Here is a 19,243-nt window from a genome sequence, read left to right as displayed (position 1 = left end):
CGTTGCCCATATCCGCATTCTTGTCAGACGCTTGGCTCGCTTCCACGCCCCGCCCATCGAATTATGAGTCGGGCTCTAAGGTAGAGTCCGCCCGATCAAGGAGACGGGCTCATGAAGCGATCGCGGTTCAGCGAGGAGCAGATCATCGGGATCCTGCGGGAGCAGGAAAACGGGGAGAAGACGGCGGACGTTTGCCGCAGGCATGGCGTCAGCACGGCGACCTTCTACAAGTGGAAGGCCAAATACGGCGGCATGGACGTCTCGGAAGCGCGCCGGCTCAAGACGCTCGAAGACGAGAACGCGCGGCTGAAGAAGCTTCTCGCCGAGGCGATGCTGGACAACGCCGTCCTCAGGGACGTCGCAGGAAAAAAGTGGTGAGGCCCGCCGCCAGACGCAGCGCCGTCGCGCATGTCTGCGCCGAACACGGCGTCAGCCAGCGGCGGGCCTGTGCGATCCTGGGCGTCGACCGATCCTCGGTTCGCTATGTCGCCAGCCGCGGCGATGACGCCGAACTGCGCGAAGCGCTGCGCACAACGGCCGCCGAACGCCGCCGCTTCGGGTATCGGCGCATCCACGTCATGCTCGAACGACAGGGCTGGTCGATGAACCTCAAGAAGCTGCGCCGCCTCTACGCCGAGGAAAAGCTGCAGGTGAGGCGCCGCGGCGGCCGCAAACGGGCGCTGGGAACCCGCCGGCCGATCAGCGTGCCGGACGCCCCGAACCAGCGCTGGAGCATGGACTTCGTATCCGACGCCTTCACCGACGGTCGCCGCTTCCGGGTCTTCACCCTGGTGGACGACTTCACGCGCGAATGCCTGGCCCTGGTCGCGGACACTTCGCTGTCGGGGCGACGCATCGCCTGTGGATCGGCGTGGAATAAGGACCCCGTCTGAGGGATGATCGGCGTCCAATCGGGACCCCCCTGGCGTTGGGGTCCACGATGCTCCCGAGGTAATCGGGGGCCGAGATTGGGATGCTGGTTGTGGAGACGATCGCGAAGATCCGCCGCGCGTACTTCGTTCAGGGAAGGTCTATCAAGGCGATCTGCCGGGAATTCCGGGTTTCGCGGAAGACGGTGCGGAAAGTGATCCGCTCGCAGGAGACGGATTTCGTCTACGAGCGGACGTCCCAGCCCCAGCCGAAGATCGGGCCGTGGCGGGACGAGCTCGACGGGCTGCTGACCGCGAACGCCGGGCGCGCGCCGCGGGAACGGCTGACGCTGGTCCGGATCTTCGAGGATCTCCGCGGCCGGGGTTATGACGGCGGCTACGACGCGGTGCGCCGGTATGCGGCCGCCTGGAAGCGCCGGGAAAGCGAGGCGACGGCGGCCGCATACGTGCCCCTGAGCTTCGCGCCCGGCGAGGCGTACCAGTTCGACTGGAGCCATGAGATCGTCGTCATCGACGGGGTGACCATGACGATCAAGGTGGCTCATGTCCGGCTCTGCCACAGCCGGATGATGTTCGTGCGGGCCTATCCGCGCGAGACCCAGGAGATGGTGTTCGACGCCCACGACAAGGCCTTCGCCTTCTTCGGCGGCGCCTGCACCAGGGGCATCTATGACAACATGCGGACCGCGGTGGACGCGGTATTCGCCGGCAAAGAGCGGCGCTACAACCGGCGCTTCCAGCAGATGTGCGGCCACTATCTGGTGGAGCCGGTCGCCTGCACCCCGGCCTCGGGCTGGGAGAAGGGACAGGTCGAGAATCAGGTCGGCGTGATCCGTCGGCGGTTCTTCACGCCGCGGGTCCGGGTGAAGAGCTTCGAGGAGCTGAACGCCTGGCTGCAGGACCAGTGCATCGCTTGGGCGCGCGCGCACCGTCATCCAGAGCGGTTGGACACCACGATCTGGGAGGCGTTCGAGGCGGAGCGGCCGAGCCTCGTGCCGTATCGCGGCCCCTTCGACGGCTTCCATGCCGTGCCGGCCGCGGTCTCGAAGACCTGCCTGGTCCGCTTCGACAACAACAAGTACTCGGTCTCCGCCGCTGCGGTGGGGCGCCCGGTCGAGATCCGCGCCTATGCCGAGCGGATCGAGATCCGTCAGGACGGCCGGGTGGTCGGCGAGCACAGTCGCGCCTTCGGCCGTGGTCGGAAAGTGTACGACCCTTGGCACTATGTGCCTGTGCTGGCGCGCAAACCCGGCGCCCTTCGCAATGGCGCGCCGTTCAAGGAATGGGAGCTGCCGAGCTCCCTCGGACGCGTCCGGCGCAGGCTCCGGAACGTCTCCGACGGCGATCGCCAGATGGTCGAGATCCTGGGCGCCGTTCTCGGCCCCATTGCGCTGGAGGGGGGATCGACGCGGTCGAGGCGGCCTGCGCCGAGGCCCTCGCCGACGGCGTCCATTCAGCGGACGTGATCCTCAACATCCTCGCCCGTCGGCGGGAGCCCGAGCCGCCCGCCCCGATCATGACGCCCGAGGCGCTGCGCCTCGCCCACGAGCCGGTCGCCGACTGCGCCCGCTACGACAGCCTGAGGAGGACCGCCCGATGATGGACCGCGCCGAGATCCTGACCACCATGGCCGCGCTGAAGCTGTTCGGCATGAAGGCCGGTTACGACGAGATCGTCGCCGCAGCCGTGAAGCGGGAGCATGAGCCCCAGCGGATCATCGGGGACCTGCTCGCAGCCGAGCTGAGCGAGAAGCAGGCGCGCTCGATCAAGTATCAGATGACCATCACGCGGATGCCCTTCGCCAAGGAGATCGACGAGTTCGGCTTCGAGGGCACGCCGATCAATGAGACCCTGGTCCGGGACCTTGCGGGCGGGGCGTTCCTTGAGCACCAGCGCAATCTCGTGCTGGTCGGCGGCACGGGCACGGGAAAGACCCATCTCGCCGTCGGCATCATCCGCGCCTGCATCCGCGCCGGCGCCCGCGGACGGTTCTTCAACGTCGTCGATCTGGTCAACAAGCTCGACGCCGAGGCCCGCGGCAACCGCCAGGGACGCACCGCCGACCTGCTCTGCCGGCTCGACTTCGTCGTGCTCGACGAACTCGGCTATCTTCCCTTCGCCCAGACCGGCGGGCAGCTGCTCTTCCATCTCATCAGCCGGCTCTACGAGCAGACCTCCGTGATCGTCACCACCAACCTGGCCTTCGGCGAATGGCCGAGCGTCTTCGGCGACGCGAAGATGACGACGGCGCTCCTCGATCGCCTCACCCACCACTGCGAGATCATCGAGACCGGCAACGAGAGCTGGCGCTTCAAGAACCGCGCCTGACCCCGAAAGCATGACAATCCGCACAGCCCTGACCGCCCCTGCGCCTACGGCTCAGGGGCGGTCAGGGCTGTGCGGAAGAGGGGTCCCTTTTCCGCGCCGATAGGGGGGCCCGATTGCGCGCCGATTGACACATCGCCCGCGAGCTGGACGCCGTGATCGCCCGACGCGGCCGTCCGCGCACCTGCGTTTCCGACAATGGGACCGAATTCACCGGCACGGCGATGCTGGCATGGAGCGAGGCCCGGAAGGTCGACTGGCACTTCATCGCGCCGGGCAAGCCGCAGCAGAACGCCTTCATCGAGAGCTTCAACGGCAGGCTGCGCGACGAGCTGCTGAACGAGACGCTGTTCTCGGGTCTCGGCCACGCCCGCGGCGTCCTGGAGGCGTGGCGACGCGACTACAACGAGGTCCGGCCGCATTCGGCGCTCGGCAATATCCCTCCGGGCGAATTCGCCCGGAACATCACTCTTGCCCAGGCAGCCGCCTGACAGGCAGATTTCAGCCGCGGACTCTCCCAATGGCTGGAGGAGTAACGGGGCTCACGTCAATTTCCATCCAACAACGAGCTCGCTCTGACGGTTGACCGCCGCCTTTTCTAAGAAAATACGGCGATCAGGATATGCGGCTCGCAGGGCCCTGGAGTTTCCCAGCTCTGATCAGGGTGACGGGCTGGCTGCGCCACCGGGATTGTGCACGTCGGGTGCAGCCTGCGTCTTGTACAGACGACCAAAGAGGCTGGGGGTGCTACCAAGGAAACTTTCAGACACCCTCTCGCAGAGCATCCACATACCCCCTCATACGAAGGATCCTGGAGAGGCCCCCGGCGATCATCGCATCTATCGGGCTTGCGCCACCCAGTTCAGGCCCGCCGTTGGGCATGCGAACCCAGTCGCGTGACGTCGGCCGGTCGAAGTAGAGTTCAAGAGACGTGTAGAGACCGATCAGAGCGCTGAGACGCAGCATCTGATCGCTCGACAGCTCGCCCACGCAACCAGATTGCCTCGCCTGCTCCCAGATGACTTCTGACATGTCAGCCAAAGTCGCCGCTTCATGCGGGGCGAGTGACCAGGCATCGGCGATCCGTGCGAAGGCCTTGAGGGCGACATCCTGCCGATCCCGGGCGCTGCCTTCCAGACTATAGCTGTTCATTCGGCGCTCCTGCAGGCAACCCCAGAGAGGATGCGGCCCTGCCGGAAGGCTTTCAAGTCCGTCCAGCATATGCTCGCCGCACAGAAGCCCCTTTGCTCAGATCGCACCGAAGCTCGGCCATCGAGCCATCCCAGGCACTCGTTCCTGAGCGCACGCGCCTCCCCTGAGATCTCCCAGACCTCCCTCACCGCTCGCGATCAGGGCAAGGAATCATCTCCTCGGCGCCGCTGCAGCCGAGGCTTGCAAACCGGCGCCGCCGCTTGCACATCCGCATGCTCACACTGGATCGCAGGTCGCGAACGCGCCGGAATAACCCTGCCGTTTCAGTAGGTTGGAAAAATCTCAGCCCGGCTCCTACCGCCGGAGCCAGCTTGCCCCTCCCGCCGCCCACACGGCGAGAGATGAAAGCGCCCCCGCAAGGGGGCGTTTTTCGTTTGCGCCCCCGCCCGGCGCCACCCCCTGCCCCGCCCGCGAAGACCAGGCCTCCGGCTCGCGTCCGGGCGCGGCGGCTGCTAGCCTTGCGAAACCGCCCGGGGAAGGCGGGGACCGACGGGGGGAGAGCGAGCCGCATGGCCCAGAGGGTTTTCATCGATATCGGCGCCCATGACGGCGCAACCGCGCGGGCGGTCTTCGCCGCGCCCTTCGCCTTCGACCGGGTGATCTCGGCCGAACCGGACCCGGCCATGGTCGCCCACCTGTCCGGGCAGTTCGCCGACCGCATCGCGGCGGGGACCTACGCCGTCGCCCCGGTGGCGCTGGCTGAATCCCGCGGGCGGATGACCCTTTACGGCGACAACCGGGGCGGGGGCGCGTCGCTGCTCGCCGCCAAGGCCCAGCAGGGCGAGGCCAGGGGGGTCGAGGTCGAGACCCTCGGCTGGGACGATTTCCTCTCGGCCTGGGACCTGCGCGGGGCGGAGCTCTACGTCAAGATCAACTGCGAGGGCGGCGAGATCGGCATCCTGCGCAGCATCATCGCCCATGACCGGGGCGAGATCCGCAGCCTGGTGGTCGACTACGACATCATCAAGACGCCCTGGGGCGGCTGGAAGAAATGGGCCTCGATGCGCGCGCTGCGGCGCGCGGGCCTGGCCTATGAGCTGTCGGAGGAGGTGTTCGTGAAGCGCGGACGCCGCCCCCACATCGTCAACTGGCTCTCGGCCCTGCCCGAATTCCAGGACCCGCCCGCGCCGCGCGATCCGCTCAACCGGATGCAGGTGGCGCGGGTGCGCTGGCTGGAACTGGTCTCGGCCCTCGGCATCCGCCACGACCTGTTCAAGATGCGCCGCCGCCGGGCCTGACGCCGGGCCCGGCGCCGGGGGCGAGGGCCATGGCGCGGGCGCGGGCGCGGGGGACGGCGCTTGCCGCCCCCCCCTGCCCGGTTCAGGCCTTGACCGCTTTCGGCGGCGTGCGCGACAGCTGCACCGCGAGGATGCCGGCCGCCACGATGGCCACCCCGACGACGTCGCGCGGGCCCATCGTCTCGCCCAGCACCACGGCGGCGATGGCGACGCCGAGGAAGGGGTTGAGGAAGTGGAAGGTCGCCGCGCGCGTCGCGCCGATGCGGCCGATCAGGTGGAACCAGATCACCGTCGCCGCCAGCCCCGGCCCGAGGGTCGTGTAGACGAAGGCCAGGCCCAGATCGAGGGTCCAGTTCACCACCAGCGTCTCGGTCGACACCCCGATCACCGCCAGCGCGGCCGAGCCGACCAGCATCTGCAGCCCCACCACGGTCCAGACATTGCCGCCCCCTGCCATGCCGCGGGCCAGCAGCGTCGCCACCGCCAGCGCCATCGCGCCGACGAGGCACAGGCCCACGCCGACGATGTCCGCCCCCGCGCCGACGCGGCCCGACATGATCAGCACCACGCCCGCAAAGCCGCCCACGAGGCCGAGGTAGCCGACGGGCGAGAGCCGGTCGCCGAACACCGCCCGGCCCATCGCCGCCACGATCAGCGGCAGCATCGAGGCGATGACGGCGGCGAGGCTCGCCTCGACCGTCTGCATGGCCTGGAAGTTCAGCCCGAGATAGATCGCGTTCTGGCACAGGCCGAACACCGCCACCGCCGCCCACTGGCCGCGGGTGAGCGACAGCTTCTCGCCCAGCATCCGCGCGACGACGAGGGCGATGACGCCCGAGATCAGGAAGCGCAGCGACAGGGCGTGGAAGGGGGGGGCGTGCTCCACCACGATCCGGGCCGAGGTGAAGGCCGAGCTCCAGAGCGTTGCGAAGAGAAGGCCGAGGCCCGCCGATTTCCAGTCCATTCCGCGTCCTTTCGGCGTGAAATGCACGCCCTTTCCGGCCCGGGGCCGGGCGCGGCCAAACATCGTTAGCGGCCAAAACCATCGCTCGCCAGCCTTGAGATTTGCACCGGGCGCATGGCTGCCATGCAACAGGCGCCGATTCAGCCGCGGGCAGGCCCCCGCGCCGCAGACCGGCCTGCCGCGTGACCGGGGCGCGGGGCGGGCTATCTGGCCCCTCGCACCCCGCTTCCCGCCCTCGCCGACCCCGGAGCCCCCATGTCCAGCGCCGCCGACGCCTCCCCCGCCCCCGACAGCCGCGATGCCGCCCCCGGCGCGCGGGCGATCCACCTTGGCGCGCTGGTGGCCTCGAAGGCCGCGGATGCGCTGGCGGACCCGAAGCTGACGCTGGCCTGGCTGCTGACCGCGCTGGGGGCGCCCGGCGGGATCATCGGCGCGCTGGTCCCGGTGCGCGAGGCGGGGGCGCTGCTGCCGCAGATCCCCATCAGCCGCGCGCTGAAGGGACGGCGCCGGGCGCCGGTCTGGGCGCTGGGCGCGGTGGGACAGGGGCTGGCGGCGGCGGGGATCTGCGCCGCGGCGCTGGCGCTTGAGGGCGCGGCGGCGGGCTGGGCGGTGCTGGCCTGCGTGGCGCTGCTGGCGCTGTCGCGGGCGGCGTGCTCGGTCACCTACAAGGACGCGCTGGCGCGGACGGTCGAGAAGGGCGGGCGCGGGCGGATCACCGGCCTCGCGGCCTCGCTCGCCGCCGCGGCGGCGCTGGGATACGGCGCGGCGGCGGCCACGGGGATCTTGCCGCTGACCACGGGCGCGGTGGCGCTGGTGGTGGGCGCGGCGGCGGCGCTGTGGCTGCTGGCGGGGGCGGTGTTCGCGCGCCTGCCGGAACCGGCGGCGGAGGACGAGGGGGGCGAGGAGGCGGCGCAGGGCCTCGGGGCCTTCCTCGCGCCCCTTGCGCGGTCGTCCCAGCTGCGCCGCTTCATCCTGGCGCGGGGGCTGCTGACCGGCACGGCGCTGGCGCCGCCCTTCGTGATGATGCTCTCGGCCTCGGGGGACGAGGGCGCGACGCTCGGCCATCTCGGGCCGCTGGTGGTGGCGGCGGCGCTGGCCTCGATCGTGTCGGGCTGGCTCTGGGGACGGCTGGCGGACCGGTCCTCGCGCCGCACGATGATGTGGGCGGCGGGGATGGCGGCGGTGTCGCTCGGCGTGATCGCCTGGCTGGGTCAGGGGATCGGCGCCGCCGGGGCCGAGGGCTTCGGGCTGCCCGGCGGGATCGCGGGCGCGCTGACCGCGGGGACGGCGCTGTTCTGCGCCCAGGTCGCCTATGAGGGGGTGCGGGCGGCGCGCAAGCTGCACCTGACCGACATGGCCGCGGATGCGGACCGGGCGCAGTGGACGGCGCTGTCGAACTCGGTCGTCGGGGTGATCCTGCTCGCGGGAGGGGGCTTCGGAATCGTCGCGCAGCTCTTCGGCCCGGCCGCCGCGCTCTGGGCCATCGCCGCGCTGGCGGCGCTGGCCATCCCCGTCGCCGCGGGGTTGGAGGAGGTGCAGGAGGACGCCTGACGCCCCCTGCCCTTGGCGCTGAAGCCGCGCCTCAGTCCTCCATGAAGGGCGGCGCCAGGTCCCAGTCGAGCCCGCGCGGCATGTCCGAGGACGGCTTCGCGGCGAATTCCGGCGCGCGCTTCTCGCGGAAGCTCGCCACGCCCTCCTTGCCGTCGCCCATCGACAGGTCGAGCATCGCGCGGCTGTCGGCCCGGTGCGCCTCGATCGGGTGGCGCGCGCCGGCCATGCGCCAGATCAGGTTGCGGTTCACCGCGACCGAGACCGCCGCCGTGCCCTTCACGTAGCGCCGGGCGCGGGCCTTCGCGGCGTCCAGCAGCTCCTCATGCGGGACCACCTCGGCGGCGAAGCCCGCGGATTTCGCAGCCTCGGCGGACTGGATCTCTCCGCTCATGGTCCAGTCCAGCGCGTTCTGCATCCCGATCAGCCGCGGCAGGAACCAGGACGAACAGGCCTCCATGCAGATGCCGATCTTCGAGAAGACGAACCCCACCTTGGCCTTGTCGGACATGATCCGCGCGTCCATCGGCAGGGTCATGGTGGCGCCGATGCCGACGCCCACGCCGTTCATCGCGGCGATCACCGGCTTCTTCATGCGGTAGAGGCGCAGCGTGACGGTGCCGCCGAGGTCGCGGATCTTCTCGGCGTCCGGGCCGTAGGGGTCGACGTCCTCGGGCAGGCCGAACACGTTGTCGCCCTGCACCTCGTCCCCCTCGAGGTCCATGCCCGCGCAAAAGCCGCGCCCCGCGCCGGTGACGATGATCGCGCGCACGGAATCATCGGCGTCGGCGGTCTCGAGGAACTCCAGCAGCTCCTCGGTCATCTTCACGGTGAAGGCGTTCAGGCGGTCCGGACGGTTGAGGGTCAGCACCCCGATCCCGTCCTCGTCCACCTCCCACAGAAGGGTCTCGTATTCCATGCGCGTTCTCTCCCTGTCGGCTCCGGTCCGGGGCGCATGAAACGCCGTTTCACCGGGCGCTGCAAGCGGCCGCGGCCGCGATCCGGCCGCTATGTCGCACAAGCCGAGGCGGACCCCGCCGGGGCCTGCATCTCGAAGGCGTGGAAGGCGTGGTTGTCCGGCGGCGTCAGGGCGACCGGGGTCCAGCCGCGACGGCGCAGCTCCTCGGTCAGGCCCATCACCTCGTCCCAGGCATGCATGATGATGAAGGTGCAGACCCGCTCGCGCTCCATGATCTCCACCGCCGCCGTCGCGGCGCCGGTCCAGCCCTCCCGCGCCGTGGCGCGGCGGTGGACGGCGATGTTCTCGGGGCTGCGCAGGCCCACGAAATCGATGATCCGCGCGTCCGTGGCCCAGGAGACATAGCCGACGTCATGCACCATCACCGCGCCGCCGGGGGGGATGTTGGCGTCGATCCAGTCGGCCACCCGCCGCTCGTACCCCGTGCCGCCGATGGCGAGCTCCACCCCCCGGTCCCAGCGGGCGGGCAGCGTGGGCGCCAGCAGCAGCAGCGAGCCGAGGATCGCCCCCCGCGCCAGCGCGCCGGGGGCGCTGCGCAGCGGCGCGGCGGCGCCGGTGGCGAGGAAGAGGGCGAGGGGCGGCAGGAACTCCCACAGCAGCCGGTCGCCGTTCTGGTGCACGATCTTGCCGTACCAGGCCGCCGAGGCGAGCATCAGCGCCAGCGCCCCGAGGAACACCGCCCGCTGGAGGGACCCGCGGGCGAACAGCACCCCGGCCCCCATCAGCCCCGTCCCCGCGAAAAAGCCCGAGAGGGCGGCGGCATAGTCCGAGGCGCGCTCGGGCAGGCTTTGCCAGGCCGGGCCGAAGACCAGCCGCTTGGCCGATCCGGTGGTCGGCAGCGGCGCGCCCGACAGCGCGTATTGCAGCGCCAGCAGCGCCAGCGCCGGCGCGACGCACAGCGCCGCCGCCCGCCAGGCGCGGGCGCGCTCCCGCCCCCCGTCCCGGCCCATGATCGCCGCCATGCGCAGCATCACCGCGGCCGAGAACACCCCCAGTTCCGGCCGGATGAAAGGCAGCAGCCCGCACAGGACCGCGGCGGCGGGCGAGAAATCGTCGCGCAGCGCGCAGCGGAAGGTCCAGAACAGGGCGGCGAGGACCCAGCTCGTCTCCAGCCCGTTGATCAGCACGTAGGACGGGAAGCCCCCGATCAGCGCGGCGACGGCCAGCCCCGCGGCCCAGGCCGGCCCCGCCCCCGCCGCGCGGCCCATCGCCAGCGCCCCCGAGGCGGCGGCGGCGACGCCGAGCCAGCACAGGACCCAGAGCCCCGTCTCGGGCCCCAGCAGCGCCGCGGCGGCGGCGGTCGCGAGCGTGTGCAGAAGGCTGGTCCCCCCGAGGATCAGCGGCCCCTCGCCCGCGGGCGGCGCGCCGTCCAGCAGCGCCTGCGCGTTGACCAGCACGATATAGGCGTCGTCGAGGGTGAAGAGCGGCCCGCCGAGGCTGCGCCAGTGAAGGACCGCGGCGACGGCGCAGAGCAGCAGGGACAGGCCGTGCAGCAGCGGCCAGGCGCGGGCGTCGGTCATCGGCGGGAAGGCTCCGGCGGAGGAGGGGGAGAGGCGGGGGCGAGGCGAGGCGGTCCGGGCGACTGTCGGCAAATCCCCCGCCCGGCGCAACCCGCGGGCGGGTGGATTGACGGCGCGGCGGCGGCGCGCGGTCGGACGGTGGGCGGGCGGCGCGCGCTTCAGGCCGCGCAGGGCCCGGAGGGGGCGTGCAGGCGGAAGGCGAGGAACCCGGCCCCCCCGGGCGTCGGCAGCCGCTCGACCCGCCAGCCGAGCTTCTCGGCCCCGCTGTCGAAGCCGAGCCAGCCGTTCCATCCGGTCGAGACGAGGGCCACGCAGGTCCCCTCCTGCTGCGCGACGGCCAGCATCCCGCCCGGGGCTGCGGCGGCGCCGATTGTCTCGGCTCCCGCCGCGCGCATGGCGTCAAGGCTCTCGGGCCGCCGCAGCCCGACCATGTCGATGATCTTCGCGTGCCCGGCCCAGGTGATGTAACCGACGTCATGGGCGATCAGCTCGGCGCCCGGGGGCAGCGTCTCCGCGATCCAGTCGGCCATGGCCTGTCGCCGGTCCTCTCCGGCGACGGCGTGGCGGACGCCCTGGAGGGCCCGCTCGGGAAAGCTCGCGCCGAGCCACAGAACCGTGCCTGCGACCGCGAGGCGCGCCAGCGCCCCGCCCGCGCTGCGCGCCGGGGCCGCCAGCGCCGCCGCCGTCCCCAGCGCCAGCGCCGGGATCAACCCCCAGAGCACCCGCCCCTCGTTCTGGCCGGCCACGTGCCCGTACCAGGCGGCCGAGAGCGCCGCGAGGGCGAGCGCGGCGGCGGAGACGGTCCGCACCGCGCCGCCCCGCTCGGCCGGGACGAGGAAGGCGAGCCAGAGCAGCCCGAAGCTGCCGAGGAACCGCGCCAGCGTCACCGCGTAGCCGAAGGCGCGCTCGGGGATCCCCATCGCGGCCACCCCGAAGAACAGCCGCTTGGCCGAGCCGGTGGTGGGCAGCGGCGCGCCCGACAGGGCCCATTGCGCCGCCAGCAGGGCCAGCGCGGGCCCGAGGCACAGCGCCGCCCGCGCCGCCGCCGCGCGCGCGTCCCCGCGCAGCAGCCAGGCCATGCGCAGCATCGCGGCGGCCGAGAAAACCCCGAGCTCGGGGCGCAGGAACGGCGCGATCCCGCAGACCAGCGCCGCCGTTCGCGAGACCGGGTCGCGCAGCAGCGCCGCGAACAGCCAGAACAGCAGCGCCAGCGTCCAGCTGGTCTCGAGCCCGTTGATCAGCACGTAGCCCGGCTCGGTCCCGCCGATGAAGCAGGCGGCGGTCAGCAGCATGGCCCAGGGCGGAGAGACCCCAGCGCGGCGGGCCATGGTCAGCGCCCCCGCCGCCGCCGCCGCGACGCCGAGCCAGTTGAGCGCGGCCAGCGCCGCTTCCGGAGAGGGCGAGAGGGCGGCGGGCACGGCGGCGAGGCTGTAGAGCAGGCTTGTGGCCCCGAGCAGCAGCGGCGCGTCCGGCCCGTCCATCGCCGCCGGCGCGCCCGCGGCCAGCGCCCTTGCGTTGGCCAGCACGATCCAGGCGTCGTCCAGCGCCAGCACCGGCCCGCCCCCGGCCCGGAGCCACCACCAGGCCGCGAAACCGCAGGCCAGGATGCTCGTTATATAAGAAATACGCCAGCCCGCGCCCGCTGCGTGCATGACATCCCCCGCCGGCTTCCATTCACAACGGGTTAATCTACGCAAATCCCGGCGGCGATTCTCGGGCGAAACGAAAAAGGCCGCCCCGAAGGACGGCCTTTCCCGAATTTTTCACGAAAGGATGGCGGGGCGTCAGCCCAGCTCTTTCTCCATCTCGGGGACGGCGTCGAACAGATCGGCGACCAGGCCGTAATCGGCGACCTGGAAGATCGGCGCTTCTTCGTCCTTGTTGATGGCGACGATGACCTTCGAGTCCTTCATGCCCGCGAGGTGCTGGATCGCGCCGGAGATGCCGACGGCGATGTACAGCTCGGGGGCCACGACCTTGCCGGTCTGGCCGACCTGCCAGTCGTTCGGGGCGAAGCCCGAGTCGACCGCGGCGCGGGACGCGCCGACGGCGGCGCCCAGCTTGTCGGCGACCTTCTCGATGATCGCGAAGTTGTCGGCCGAGCCCATGCCGCGGCCGCCGGAGATCACGATCTTGGCCGAGGTCAGCTCGGGGCGGTCGGACGCGGCGACCTTGTCCTCGACCCACTCGGACAGGCCGGGGTTCTCGGCGCCCGGGGCGGCCTCGACGGCGGCCGAACCGGTCATCCCGGCCGCGTTGAAGGACGCGGTGCGGATGGTCATGACCTTCTTGGCGTCCGCGGACTTCACCACCTGGATGGCGTTGCCGGCGTAGACCGGGCGGGCGAACTCGTCCGAACCCTTGATCTCCATGACGTCGGAGATGACCATCACGTCGAGCAGGGCGGCGACGCGCGGGGCGACGTTCTTGCCGGTGGTGGTGGAGGCGAACAGGATGTGCTCGTAATCCCCGGCCAGCGACACGATCAGCGCCGAGAGCGGCTCGGCCAGGCCGCGCGCGATGTCGTCGCCCGCGGCGGAGAGGACCTTGGAGACGCCGGCGATCTTCGCGGCTTCCTCGGCGCCCGCCTCGGGGACCAGCACGGTGACGTCGCCCAGCTGGGCGGCGGCGGAAGCGGCCTTGGCGGCCGCGTCGGCGACGAGGGCGCCGCCGGCGGTTTCAGCGATCAGAAGAACGGCCATCAGATCACACCCTTCTCTTTGAGCTTCGACACCAGGGTCGGCACGTCGGCGACCATCTCGCCCGCCGAGCGCGCGGCCGGCTCGGAGGTGGAGACGACGGAGAGGCGCGGCGAGACGTCGACGCCGTAATCGGCGGCGGTCTTCGTATCCAGCGGCTTCTTCTTCGCCTTCATGATGTTCGGCAGCGAGGCGTAGCGCGGCTCGTTCAGGCGCAGGTCGGCGGTGACGATGGCGGGCAGCTTGACCTTGATGGTCTGCAGGCCGCCGTCGACCTCGCGGGTCACGGTGGCGGCGCCGTCCGCGATCTCGACCTCGGACGCGAAGGTGGCCTGCCCCCAGCCCAGCAGGGCGGCGAGCATCTGGCCGGTCGCGTTCATGTCGTTGTCGATGGCCTGCTTGCCGGCGATGACCAGCTCGGGCTTCTCTTCGTCGATGACGGCCTTGAGCAGCTTGGCGACGGCCAGCGGCTCGACGTCGGTGTCGACGCTGTCGGACGCCTCGATCAGGATCGCGCGGTCCGCGCCCATGGCGAGGGCGGTGCGCAGGGTCTCCTGCGCCTTGGCGACGCCGATGGAGACGGCCACGACCTCGGTCGCGACGCCCTTCTCCTTCAGGCGAATCGCCTCTTCGACGGCGATTTCGTCGAACGGGTTCATCGACATCTTGACGTTGGCGAGATCGACGCCGGAACCGTCCGCTTTCACGCGAACCTTCACGTTGTAGTCGATCACGCGTTTGACAGGCACCAGGACCTTCATGCGCGTTGCTCCTTCCAGCTCACCCCTCCCGGGGCCCCCGTCCCGCTCGGACGGCGTGTCGGGTTACGAGGCTTTTCCATACATTGCGCGCCGCAGCGTTGCGAGTGCGATCTGTTGCGCGAAACGTCGTTTCGAATTCTTGCTCGCCGTGGCGACCAGTTATGTGCGACGTGAAGGGAAGGCAAGCGCCCCTGCGCCGCATGTCGCGACGACAGGGGGGCTGAATCCGACCTTCACCAGCGCGGACGCGTTTTCCAGTGGGCCGCGGCCTGGTCCAGCGACCATTCGACGGCGCGGCGGATGACCTTGCCGAAGGCGGCGTCCATCGCCTCGACCCCGGCCAGCGGCCCGGAGGCGGCGGCGGGCGCGCGCCGCTCGATCGTGGTGGCGGCGAAGATCAGCCCGCCGGGTTCGGCCACCAGCTTGAAATTGAGGCGCACATAGGCTTCGAGCGCGCCGTTTTCCGGGGCCTCGACCTGGAATTCACGCAACTCCGTCAACAGGGTGTAGTCGGCGGCGAGGCCGGTGGCGCGGCGGCCGACCGAGAGGTCCTCGTCCGCGTTCTCGAAGCTTTCGACCAACAGGGTCTGGACCATCAGCGGCGCCCGGTCGACCCAGCGCGCGGCGGGGTAGTACTCGATCATCAGCGGGTGGGGGCGCACGGCGATGCGGTCGGTGTCGACGGCGGCGCCCGCGGTCGGCTCGTCGATCACCAGCTGGGCGGCGAGTTTCGGCAGCCCCTCCCGGAAGGTGCTCTTGGGGCTGAGACGATAGAGCGCGGGGGGCACGGCGGCCTGCTGGATCGCCCCGAGCGGGGTGCAGGCCGAGAGCGCGGCGGCCCCGGCCCCGAGCAGCAGCGCCCGGCGGGCGGCGCAGGGACGGGCGGCCGAGGGGGCGGCCGAGGGGGCGCCGGGATGGGCGCGGGCGGTGGCGCGGATCATGGGGTCGTCTCCTTCTCGGGCCGCGGCTCAGCGCCGGTACTCGGGGCGCTGGGTGCCGAGCAGGAAGCGGGCGGGGTCGCGCTCCAGCTTCTCGGTCACGCGCTGCAGGTTCTCCATCAGGCGGCGGCCCTCGTTCATGAAGCGGATGAACTGGGGCAGGCCCGCCTGCATGAAGGCGTTGAGCTGGGGGGTGTTCTCGCCCACCGTCTCGTCCAGCCGCACGGCGAGGTTGCGGGCGGCGACCAGCGCTTCTTCCAGTTCGGCGGACATCTGCGGCAGGTCCTCGCCCAGCGCGGCGGTGGTCCGCTCCAGCGTCCGGGCCATGGACCGCAGGTCGGCCATGATCGCGGGCACGTCGCCCTGCATCAGCTCCCCGGCCGAGGCGAAGGCGCCGTCGGCGGTCCCCAGCGTGTCCACCGCGGTGGCCATGGCGCCGTTGATCGCCGCCATGGTGTCGTTGGCGCGGATGAAGCTGTCGGTGGCGGTGGTCAGCGTGGTGGAGGCGTCGGCGGCCAGCCCCGGCAGCAGGTCGACCGCGGGGGCCAGCCCCTCGTTCAGCCGGGCGACCAGCTCGGCCACCCGGGCCGAGGCGCCGCGGACATCCTCGACGATCACCGGCAGGTCCTGCTGCGCGGCGCGGTCGAGGGTCTGCATCGCCTGCCCGGCCGAGCTCACGGCGGCGCGGGCGTCGGCGATCAGCGCCGCGCCCTCGCCCGTCGCCAGCGTTTCCACCGAGGCGGAGGCGGCGGCGACGGCCTTCAGCGTGCGGTCGGTCTGGGCCAGCACCGCGGCGGCCTCCTCGACCCGGCGCGCGGCGCCGTCGGCCAGCGTCGCGGCCCCGTCGGCGGCGCGGCGGACCGAGGCGAGCGCCGCCGTCCCCTCGCGCACCAGGCCCGGCGCGTCCTCGTCCAGCACCCGGCGGGCCGAGGCCCCGGCATCGGCGACCGAGGCGAGCGCGCGGGTGGCTTCCTCGACCGCGCCTTCCAGGCGGCCGACCGCGCCCTGCGCTTCTTCGAGCCGCGCGGCGGCGAGACCCCCGGCGACGGACACGCCGTCCGAGGCGGCCTCGATGCTGCGCAGGGTGGTCCCGGCCTGGGCCAGCGCGTCGTTGAGGCGGGCCATGACGCTCTCGGCCTCGGCCAGCCGCGCCTCGACCAGCGCGCCGACCGAATCGGCGCGGTCCGAGAGGCGGGCGACGGCGCCGCCCGCCGTCTCGCCCAACTCCGCCGTCACCCGGTCCACCGTCTCGGCGGCGCCGCCGAGCTGCCCGGCGAGCTTCGGGATCGTCTCGCGCATCAGCACGTCGGCGCCCTCCACCGCGCCCGCGGCGGCGTCGATGGCGGGGGTGGCGCGGGAGATGGCGTCATTGGCGGTGGTCATCGTCGCCTCGGCGGCGACCAGCGCCTTCTCGGCCGCATCCGCCGTGGGTTCGAGCTTCTGCGCGAAGCCCGCGATGCCCTGGGCGGCGTCGGCCACGTCGTCCGAGAGGCGCCGCACGTCCTCGAGCACCACCCGCAGGTCGGCGGTAGCGCCGTCGAGATTGGACAGGATGCCGGTCACGGCGCTCCGGTTCTCCTCGCCCACCACGGCGCGCAGCTCGGTCAGCAGGTTCAGCGCCTCCTCCATCACCGCGGGGGCGCCTTCGAAGATGCTGGCGATGGCGGATTTCTGCGACGGGATCTCGGGGACCCGATCGCCGGGGCCGCCGCGCAGCGGCGCGCCCTCGCCGCCCGACAGCGCCACGTAGGACACGCCGGTGACGCCCTGCATTTCCAGCGTCGCCACGGTCCCCTCGACGATGGGCACCTCGGCGCCGATCTCGATCCGCACCCGCACACTGTCGGGGCGGCCTTCATCTAGGAACAGCCCCGTCACCTGCCCCACCGGCAGCCCGTTGAACCGCACGTCCCCGGCCGAGCGCAGGCCCGAGACCGAGGGGAAGCGGATGTCGTAATAGGCGTAGTCCCGGTCCGCCTCGGCCTTGGCGAGGTAGAGGAACAGCGCCATGCCGCCGAGGATGCCGACCAGGGCGAAGAGGCCGATCAGGATGTGGTTCGCGCGGGTTTCCAAGGCGCTCTCCTTCAGGTTCGGGCGGACGCGGCGGCGGCGTCCGCCGCGGCGGCCCGGGCGCGGGGCCCGTGGAAATACTCGCGCACCCAGGGGTGATCGACGTCCAGCATGTCGCGCATCGTCCCCGTGGCCAGCACCTTCTTTTCCGCCAGCACCGCGATCCGGTCGCAGCAGGCGTGCAGGGTGTCGAGGTCGTGGGTCACCAGGAACACGGTCAGCCCGAGGCTGCGCTGCAAATCGCGGATCAGCTGGTCGAAGGCGGCGGCGCCGATGGGGTCGAGCCCCGCCGTCGGCTCGTCCAGGAACAGGATCTGCGGGTCCATGGCGAGCGCGCGCGCCAGCCCGGCGCGCTTGCGCATCCCGCCTGACAATTCAGACGGCAGCTTGCCGTTGGCGAGTTCGGGCAGGCCCGACAGCGCCACCTTCAGCCGCGCCAGTTCCGCGCGCAGCCCCGCTGGCAGGTCGAGATGCTCGCGCATCGGCGCCTCGACATTCTGCTGCACGGTCAGGGCGCTGAACAGGGCGCCGTCCTGGAACAGGACGCCCCATTTCTTCTCCATCTCGCGGCGCTGGTCCTCGTCGGCATTGGCCACGTCGGTGCCCAGCACCTCGATGGAGCCCGCGCGGGGCCGGTTCAGCCCGACGATGGTCCGCAGCAGCACCGACTTGCCGGTGCCCGAGCCGCCGACCACGCCCAGCACCTCGCCCCGCTGGATGTCGAGGTCGAGATTCTCGTGCACCACCTGCGGGCCGAACTGGTTCTTCAGCCCGCGGATGCGGATCACCGGATCGCTCATATCCCCAGCTCCGCGAAGAAGATCGAGAACAGCGCGTCGGCGATGATGACCGAGAAGATCGCCATGACCACCGAGGTCGTGGTCCGCCGCCCCACCGATTCCGAGGAGGCGCCCACCTGGAACCCCTGCCAGCAGCCGATCACCCCGATCAGCAGCGCGAAGACCGGGGCCTTCACCATGCCGACGATCATGTGGTTCACGTCCGTGTTCTCCTGCAATCGCGACAGGAACATGCCGGGCGAGACGCCGAGCTCGATCCAGCTCATCAGCAGCCCGCCCGCGAGGCCGGCGAAATTGGCGACGACGCCAAGGACGGGGAGCATGAGGAGTAAGGCCAGCGCCCGCGGCAGGGCGAGGACTTCGATCGGGTCGAGGCCGAGGGTGCGCATGGCGTCGATCTCTTCGCGCACCTTCATCGAGCCGATGGCGGCGGTGAAGGCCGATCCCGACCGGCCCGCGACGATGATCGCGGTCAGCAGGATGCCCAGCTCGCGCAGCACCGAGACGGAGATCAGGTCGACCACGAACACCTCGGCCCCGAAGTTCCGCAGCTGGACCGAGCCCTGGAAGGCGAGGACCACGCCGATCATGAAGGCCATCAGCGCGACGATGGGGACGGCGGCGAAGCCCGCCTCGCCGCAATGGTGGACGAGGGAGGTGAAGCGCAGGCGGCCGGGGCGGACAATGGTGCGCCCGATGCGCGAGAGGACGAGGCCGAAGAAGCCGAACCCTTCGAGCGTCGTGCGCCCGGCGGCCTCCACCCCCGCGCCGAAATCGGCGAGCCGGTCGACGGGCGTGCGCCGCGGCGGCGGGGCCGCGCGGTCGGGCATCGCGGCGCGGACGGCCTCGACCAGGGTCTTGCGTTCGGGGGTCAGGCCGACCAGGTCCACCTTCGCCCCCGCCTCGCCGAAGCGGCGGGCGAGGTCGAGCGCCAGCCACGCCCCCGCGGTGTCCATGGCGGTGACCCCGGCGACGTCGATGCGCACCCGCGCGGCGTCGCCGGGGGAGAGCCTGGCGGCGGCCTCGGCCGGCGCGCGCAGGGTGGCGATCAGCAGCGGGCCGGTGAAGGCCAACCGGAGCGCGTCGCCGCTGCGGTCGATGACAAGCTGTGGGGAAGGGTCGGGCGTGGGCATCCGGGCCGGGAAATCAGCGATTGAAACGGCGTGAAGCATCGCAGGCCGGAGCGGGCGCGTCCAGCGGCGGGGGGACGCGGCGCCGCGGTGTGGGCGGCGGCGCCGGGCGGCGGCGCAGCCGTCCGCTCTCCGGCCGCGAATGGGGGGCTTGTCCCCCTGAGCGGGC

At 71.6% G+C, this 19,243-nt stretch carries 14 protein-coding genes and 3 pseudogenes; 6 read left to right on the top strand and 11 right to left on the bottom strand.

Annotated features, from left to right (window positions below; genetic code table 11):
• Positions 1 to 111: 111 nt before the first annotated feature.
• The 4 genes and pseudogenes from ACQ5SO_RS04805 to ACQ5SO_RS04790 form a co-directional block, all read left to right on the top strand.
• Positions 112 to 860, top strand: a pseudogene (locus ACQ5SO_RS04805) (IS3 family transposase); the annotation flags it as partial.
• Between the two features lie 113 nt (positions 861 to 973).
• A pseudogene (gene istA, locus ACQ5SO_RS04800) lies at positions 974 to 2,593 on the top strand (IS21 family transposase).
• Positions 2,487 to 3,218 (top strand): IS21-like element helper ATPase IstB, encoded by a 732-nt coding sequence (gene istB, locus ACQ5SO_RS04795; RefSeq protein ID WP_430940443.1) that lies wholly within the window; start codon positions 2,487 to 2,489, stop codon positions 3,216 to 3,218. Before istA ends, istB begins: the two are co-directional and overlap by 107 nt.
• Before the next feature lie 131 nt (positions 3,219 to 3,349).
• Positions 3,350 to 3,706: pseudogene (locus tag ACQ5SO_RS04790) on the top strand (transposase family protein); the annotation flags it as partial.
• Between the two features lie 271 nt (positions 3,707 to 3,977).
• On the opposite strand, the gene ACQ5SO_RS04785 reads toward ACQ5SO_RS04790, so the two are convergent.
• Complete coding sequence (locus ACQ5SO_RS04785; RefSeq protein WP_430940442.1) at positions 3,978 to 4,367, bottom strand: DUF2384 domain-containing protein; 390 nt, start codon at positions 4,365 to 4,367, stop codon at positions 3,978 to 3,980.
• Positions 4,368 to 4,936: 569 nt separating this feature from the next.
• Between ACQ5SO_RS04785 and ACQ5SO_RS04780 the strand changes: the two genes are divergently transcribed.
• On the top strand, positions 4,937 to 5,665 hold the full coding sequence (locus ACQ5SO_RS04780; RefSeq protein WP_430940441.1) for an FkbM family methyltransferase: 729 nt from the start codon (positions 4,937 to 4,939) through the stop codon (positions 5,663 to 5,665).
• An 82-nt stretch (positions 5,666 to 5,747) separates the two neighbouring features.
• Here the strand turns inward: ACQ5SO_RS04780 and ACQ5SO_RS04775 are convergent, their stop codons facing one another.
• Positions 5,748 to 6,629, bottom strand: a complete 882-nt coding sequence (locus tag ACQ5SO_RS04775; protein WP_430940440.1) for a DMT family transporter — start codon at positions 6,627 to 6,629, stop codon at positions 5,748 to 5,750.
• A 255-nt stretch (positions 6,630 to 6,884) separates the two neighbouring features.
• On the opposite strand from ACQ5SO_RS04775, the gene ACQ5SO_RS04770 reads away from it, so the two are divergent.
• Positions 6,885 to 8,180, top strand: a complete 1,296-nt coding sequence (locus ACQ5SO_RS04770) for an MFS transporter (protein WP_430940439.1) — start codon at positions 6,885 to 6,887, stop codon at positions 8,178 to 8,180.
• A 31-nt stretch (positions 8,181 to 8,211) separates the two neighbouring features.
• On the opposite strand, the gene ACQ5SO_RS04765 is transcribed toward ACQ5SO_RS04770, so the two are convergent.
• The 9 genes from ACQ5SO_RS04765 to ACQ5SO_RS04725 form a co-directional block, all read right to left on the bottom strand.
• Positions 8,212 to 9,096, bottom strand: coding sequence for an enoyl-CoA hydratase-related protein (locus ACQ5SO_RS04765; RefSeq protein ID WP_430940438.1), 885 nt, complete (start codon positions 9,094 to 9,096; stop codon positions 8,212 to 8,214).
• Between the two features lie 89 nt (positions 9,097 to 9,185).
• Positions 9,186 to 10,676, bottom strand: a complete 1,491-nt coding sequence (locus ACQ5SO_RS04760; RefSeq protein WP_430940437.1) for a hypothetical protein — start codon at positions 10,674 to 10,676, stop codon at positions 9,186 to 9,188.
• Positions 10,677 to 10,834: 158 nt separating this feature from the next.
• Positions 10,835 to 12,328, bottom strand: a complete 1,494-nt coding sequence (locus ACQ5SO_RS04755) for a hypothetical protein (protein WP_430940436.1) — start codon at positions 12,326 to 12,328, stop codon at positions 10,835 to 10,837.
• Positions 12,329 to 12,460: 132 nt separating this feature from the next.
• Positions 12,461 to 13,378: an electron transfer flavoprotein subunit alpha/FixB family protein gene (locus ACQ5SO_RS04750; protein WP_430940435.1), complete on the bottom strand. Its 918-nt coding sequence runs from the start codon at positions 13,376 to 13,378 to the stop codon at positions 12,461 to 12,463.
• Positions 13,378 to 14,136 carry an electron transfer flavoprotein subunit beta/FixA family protein gene (locus tag ACQ5SO_RS04745; RefSeq protein WP_430940434.1) on the bottom strand — a complete coding sequence of 253 codons (759 nt, stop codon included), beginning with the start codon at positions 14,134 to 14,136 and terminating at the stop codon, positions 13,378 to 13,380. The genes ACQ5SO_RS04750 and ACQ5SO_RS04745 overlap by 1 nt, the downstream gene beginning before the upstream one ends.
• A 233-nt stretch (positions 14,137 to 14,369) precedes the next feature.
• Positions 14,370 to 15,077, bottom strand: coding sequence for an ABC-type transport auxiliary lipoprotein family protein (locus ACQ5SO_RS04740; RefSeq protein ID WP_430940433.1), 708 nt, complete (start codon positions 15,075 to 15,077; stop codon positions 14,370 to 14,372).
• Positions 15,078 to 15,104: 27 nt separating this feature from the next.
• Complete coding sequence (locus tag ACQ5SO_RS04735) at positions 15,105 to 17,147, bottom strand: MlaD family protein (RefSeq protein WP_430940432.1); 2,043 nt, start codon at positions 17,145 to 17,147, stop codon at positions 15,105 to 15,107.
• An 11-nt stretch (positions 17,148 to 17,158) separates the two neighbouring features.
• On the bottom strand, positions 17,159 to 17,944 hold the full coding sequence (locus ACQ5SO_RS04730; RefSeq protein WP_430940431.1) for an ABC transporter ATP-binding protein: 786 nt from the start codon (positions 17,942 to 17,944) through the stop codon (positions 17,159 to 17,161).
• Positions 17,941 to 19,077, bottom strand: a complete 1,137-nt coding sequence (locus ACQ5SO_RS04725) for an MlaE family lipid ABC transporter permease subunit (protein ID WP_430940430.1) — start codon at positions 19,075 to 19,077, stop codon at positions 17,941 to 17,943. The genes ACQ5SO_RS04730 and ACQ5SO_RS04725 overlap by 4 nt, the downstream gene beginning before the upstream one ends.
• Positions 19,078 to 19,243: the final 166 nt, after the last annotated feature.

It is taken from the genome of Rhodovulum sp. DZ06 (genome assembly GCF_050586345.1).
Taxonomy (GTDB): Bacteria; Pseudomonadota; Alphaproteobacteria; order Rhodobacterales; family Rhodobacteraceae; genus JBOCEF01.
Note: the sequence above shows the minus strand (reverse complement) of the source record. Positions and strands in the feature narration are given on the sequence as shown.

Bases quoted from the DNA above. Each gene is read 5' to 3' on its own strand.
- istB (WP_430940443.1), top strand. From the start codon at position 2,487: ATGATGGACCGCGCCGAGATCCTGACCACCATGGCCGCGCTGAAGCTG.
- ACQ5SO_RS04785 (WP_430940442.1), bottom strand. From the start codon at position 4,367: ATGAACAGCTATAGTCTGGAAGGCAGCGCCCGGGATCGGCAGGATGTC.
- ACQ5SO_RS04780 (WP_430940441.1), top strand. From the start codon at position 4,937: ATGGCCCAGAGGGTTTTCATCGATATCGGCGCCCATGACGGCGCAACC.
- ACQ5SO_RS04775 (WP_430940440.1), bottom strand. From the start codon at position 6,629: ATGGACTGGAAATCGGCGGGCCTCGGCCTTCTCTTCGCAACGCTCTGG.
- ACQ5SO_RS04770 (WP_430940439.1), top strand. From the start codon at position 6,885: ATGTCCAGCGCCGCCGACGCCTCCCCCGCCCCCGACAGCCGCGATGCC.
- ACQ5SO_RS04765 (WP_430940438.1), bottom strand. From the start codon at position 9,096: ATGGAATACGAGACCCTTCTGTGGGAGGTGGACGAGGACGGGATCGGG.
- ACQ5SO_RS04760 (WP_430940437.1), bottom strand. From the start codon at position 10,676: ATGACCGACGCCCGCGCCTGGCCGCTGCTGCACGGCCTGTCCCTGCTG.
- ACQ5SO_RS04755 (WP_430940436.1), bottom strand. From the start codon at position 12,328: ATGCACGCAGCGGGCGCGGGCTGGCGTATTTCTTATATAACGAGCATC.
- ACQ5SO_RS04750 (WP_430940435.1), bottom strand. From the start codon at position 13,378: ATGGCCGTTCTTCTGATCGCTGAAACCGCCGGCGGCGCCCTCGTCGCC.
- ACQ5SO_RS04745 (WP_430940434.1), bottom strand. From the start codon at position 14,136: ATGAAGGTCCTGGTGCCTGTCAAACGCGTGATCGACTACAACGTGAAG.
- ACQ5SO_RS04740 (WP_430940433.1), bottom strand. From the start codon at position 15,077: ATGATCCGCGCCACCGCCCGCGCCCATCCCGGCGCCCCCTCGGCCGCC.
- ACQ5SO_RS04730 (WP_430940431.1), bottom strand. From the start codon at position 17,944: ATGAGCGATCCGGTGATCCGCATCCGCGGGCTGAAGAACCAGTTCGGC.
- ACQ5SO_RS04725 (WP_430940430.1), bottom strand. From the start codon at position 19,077: ATGCCCACGCCCGACCCTTCCCCACAGCTTGTCATCGACCGCAGCGGC.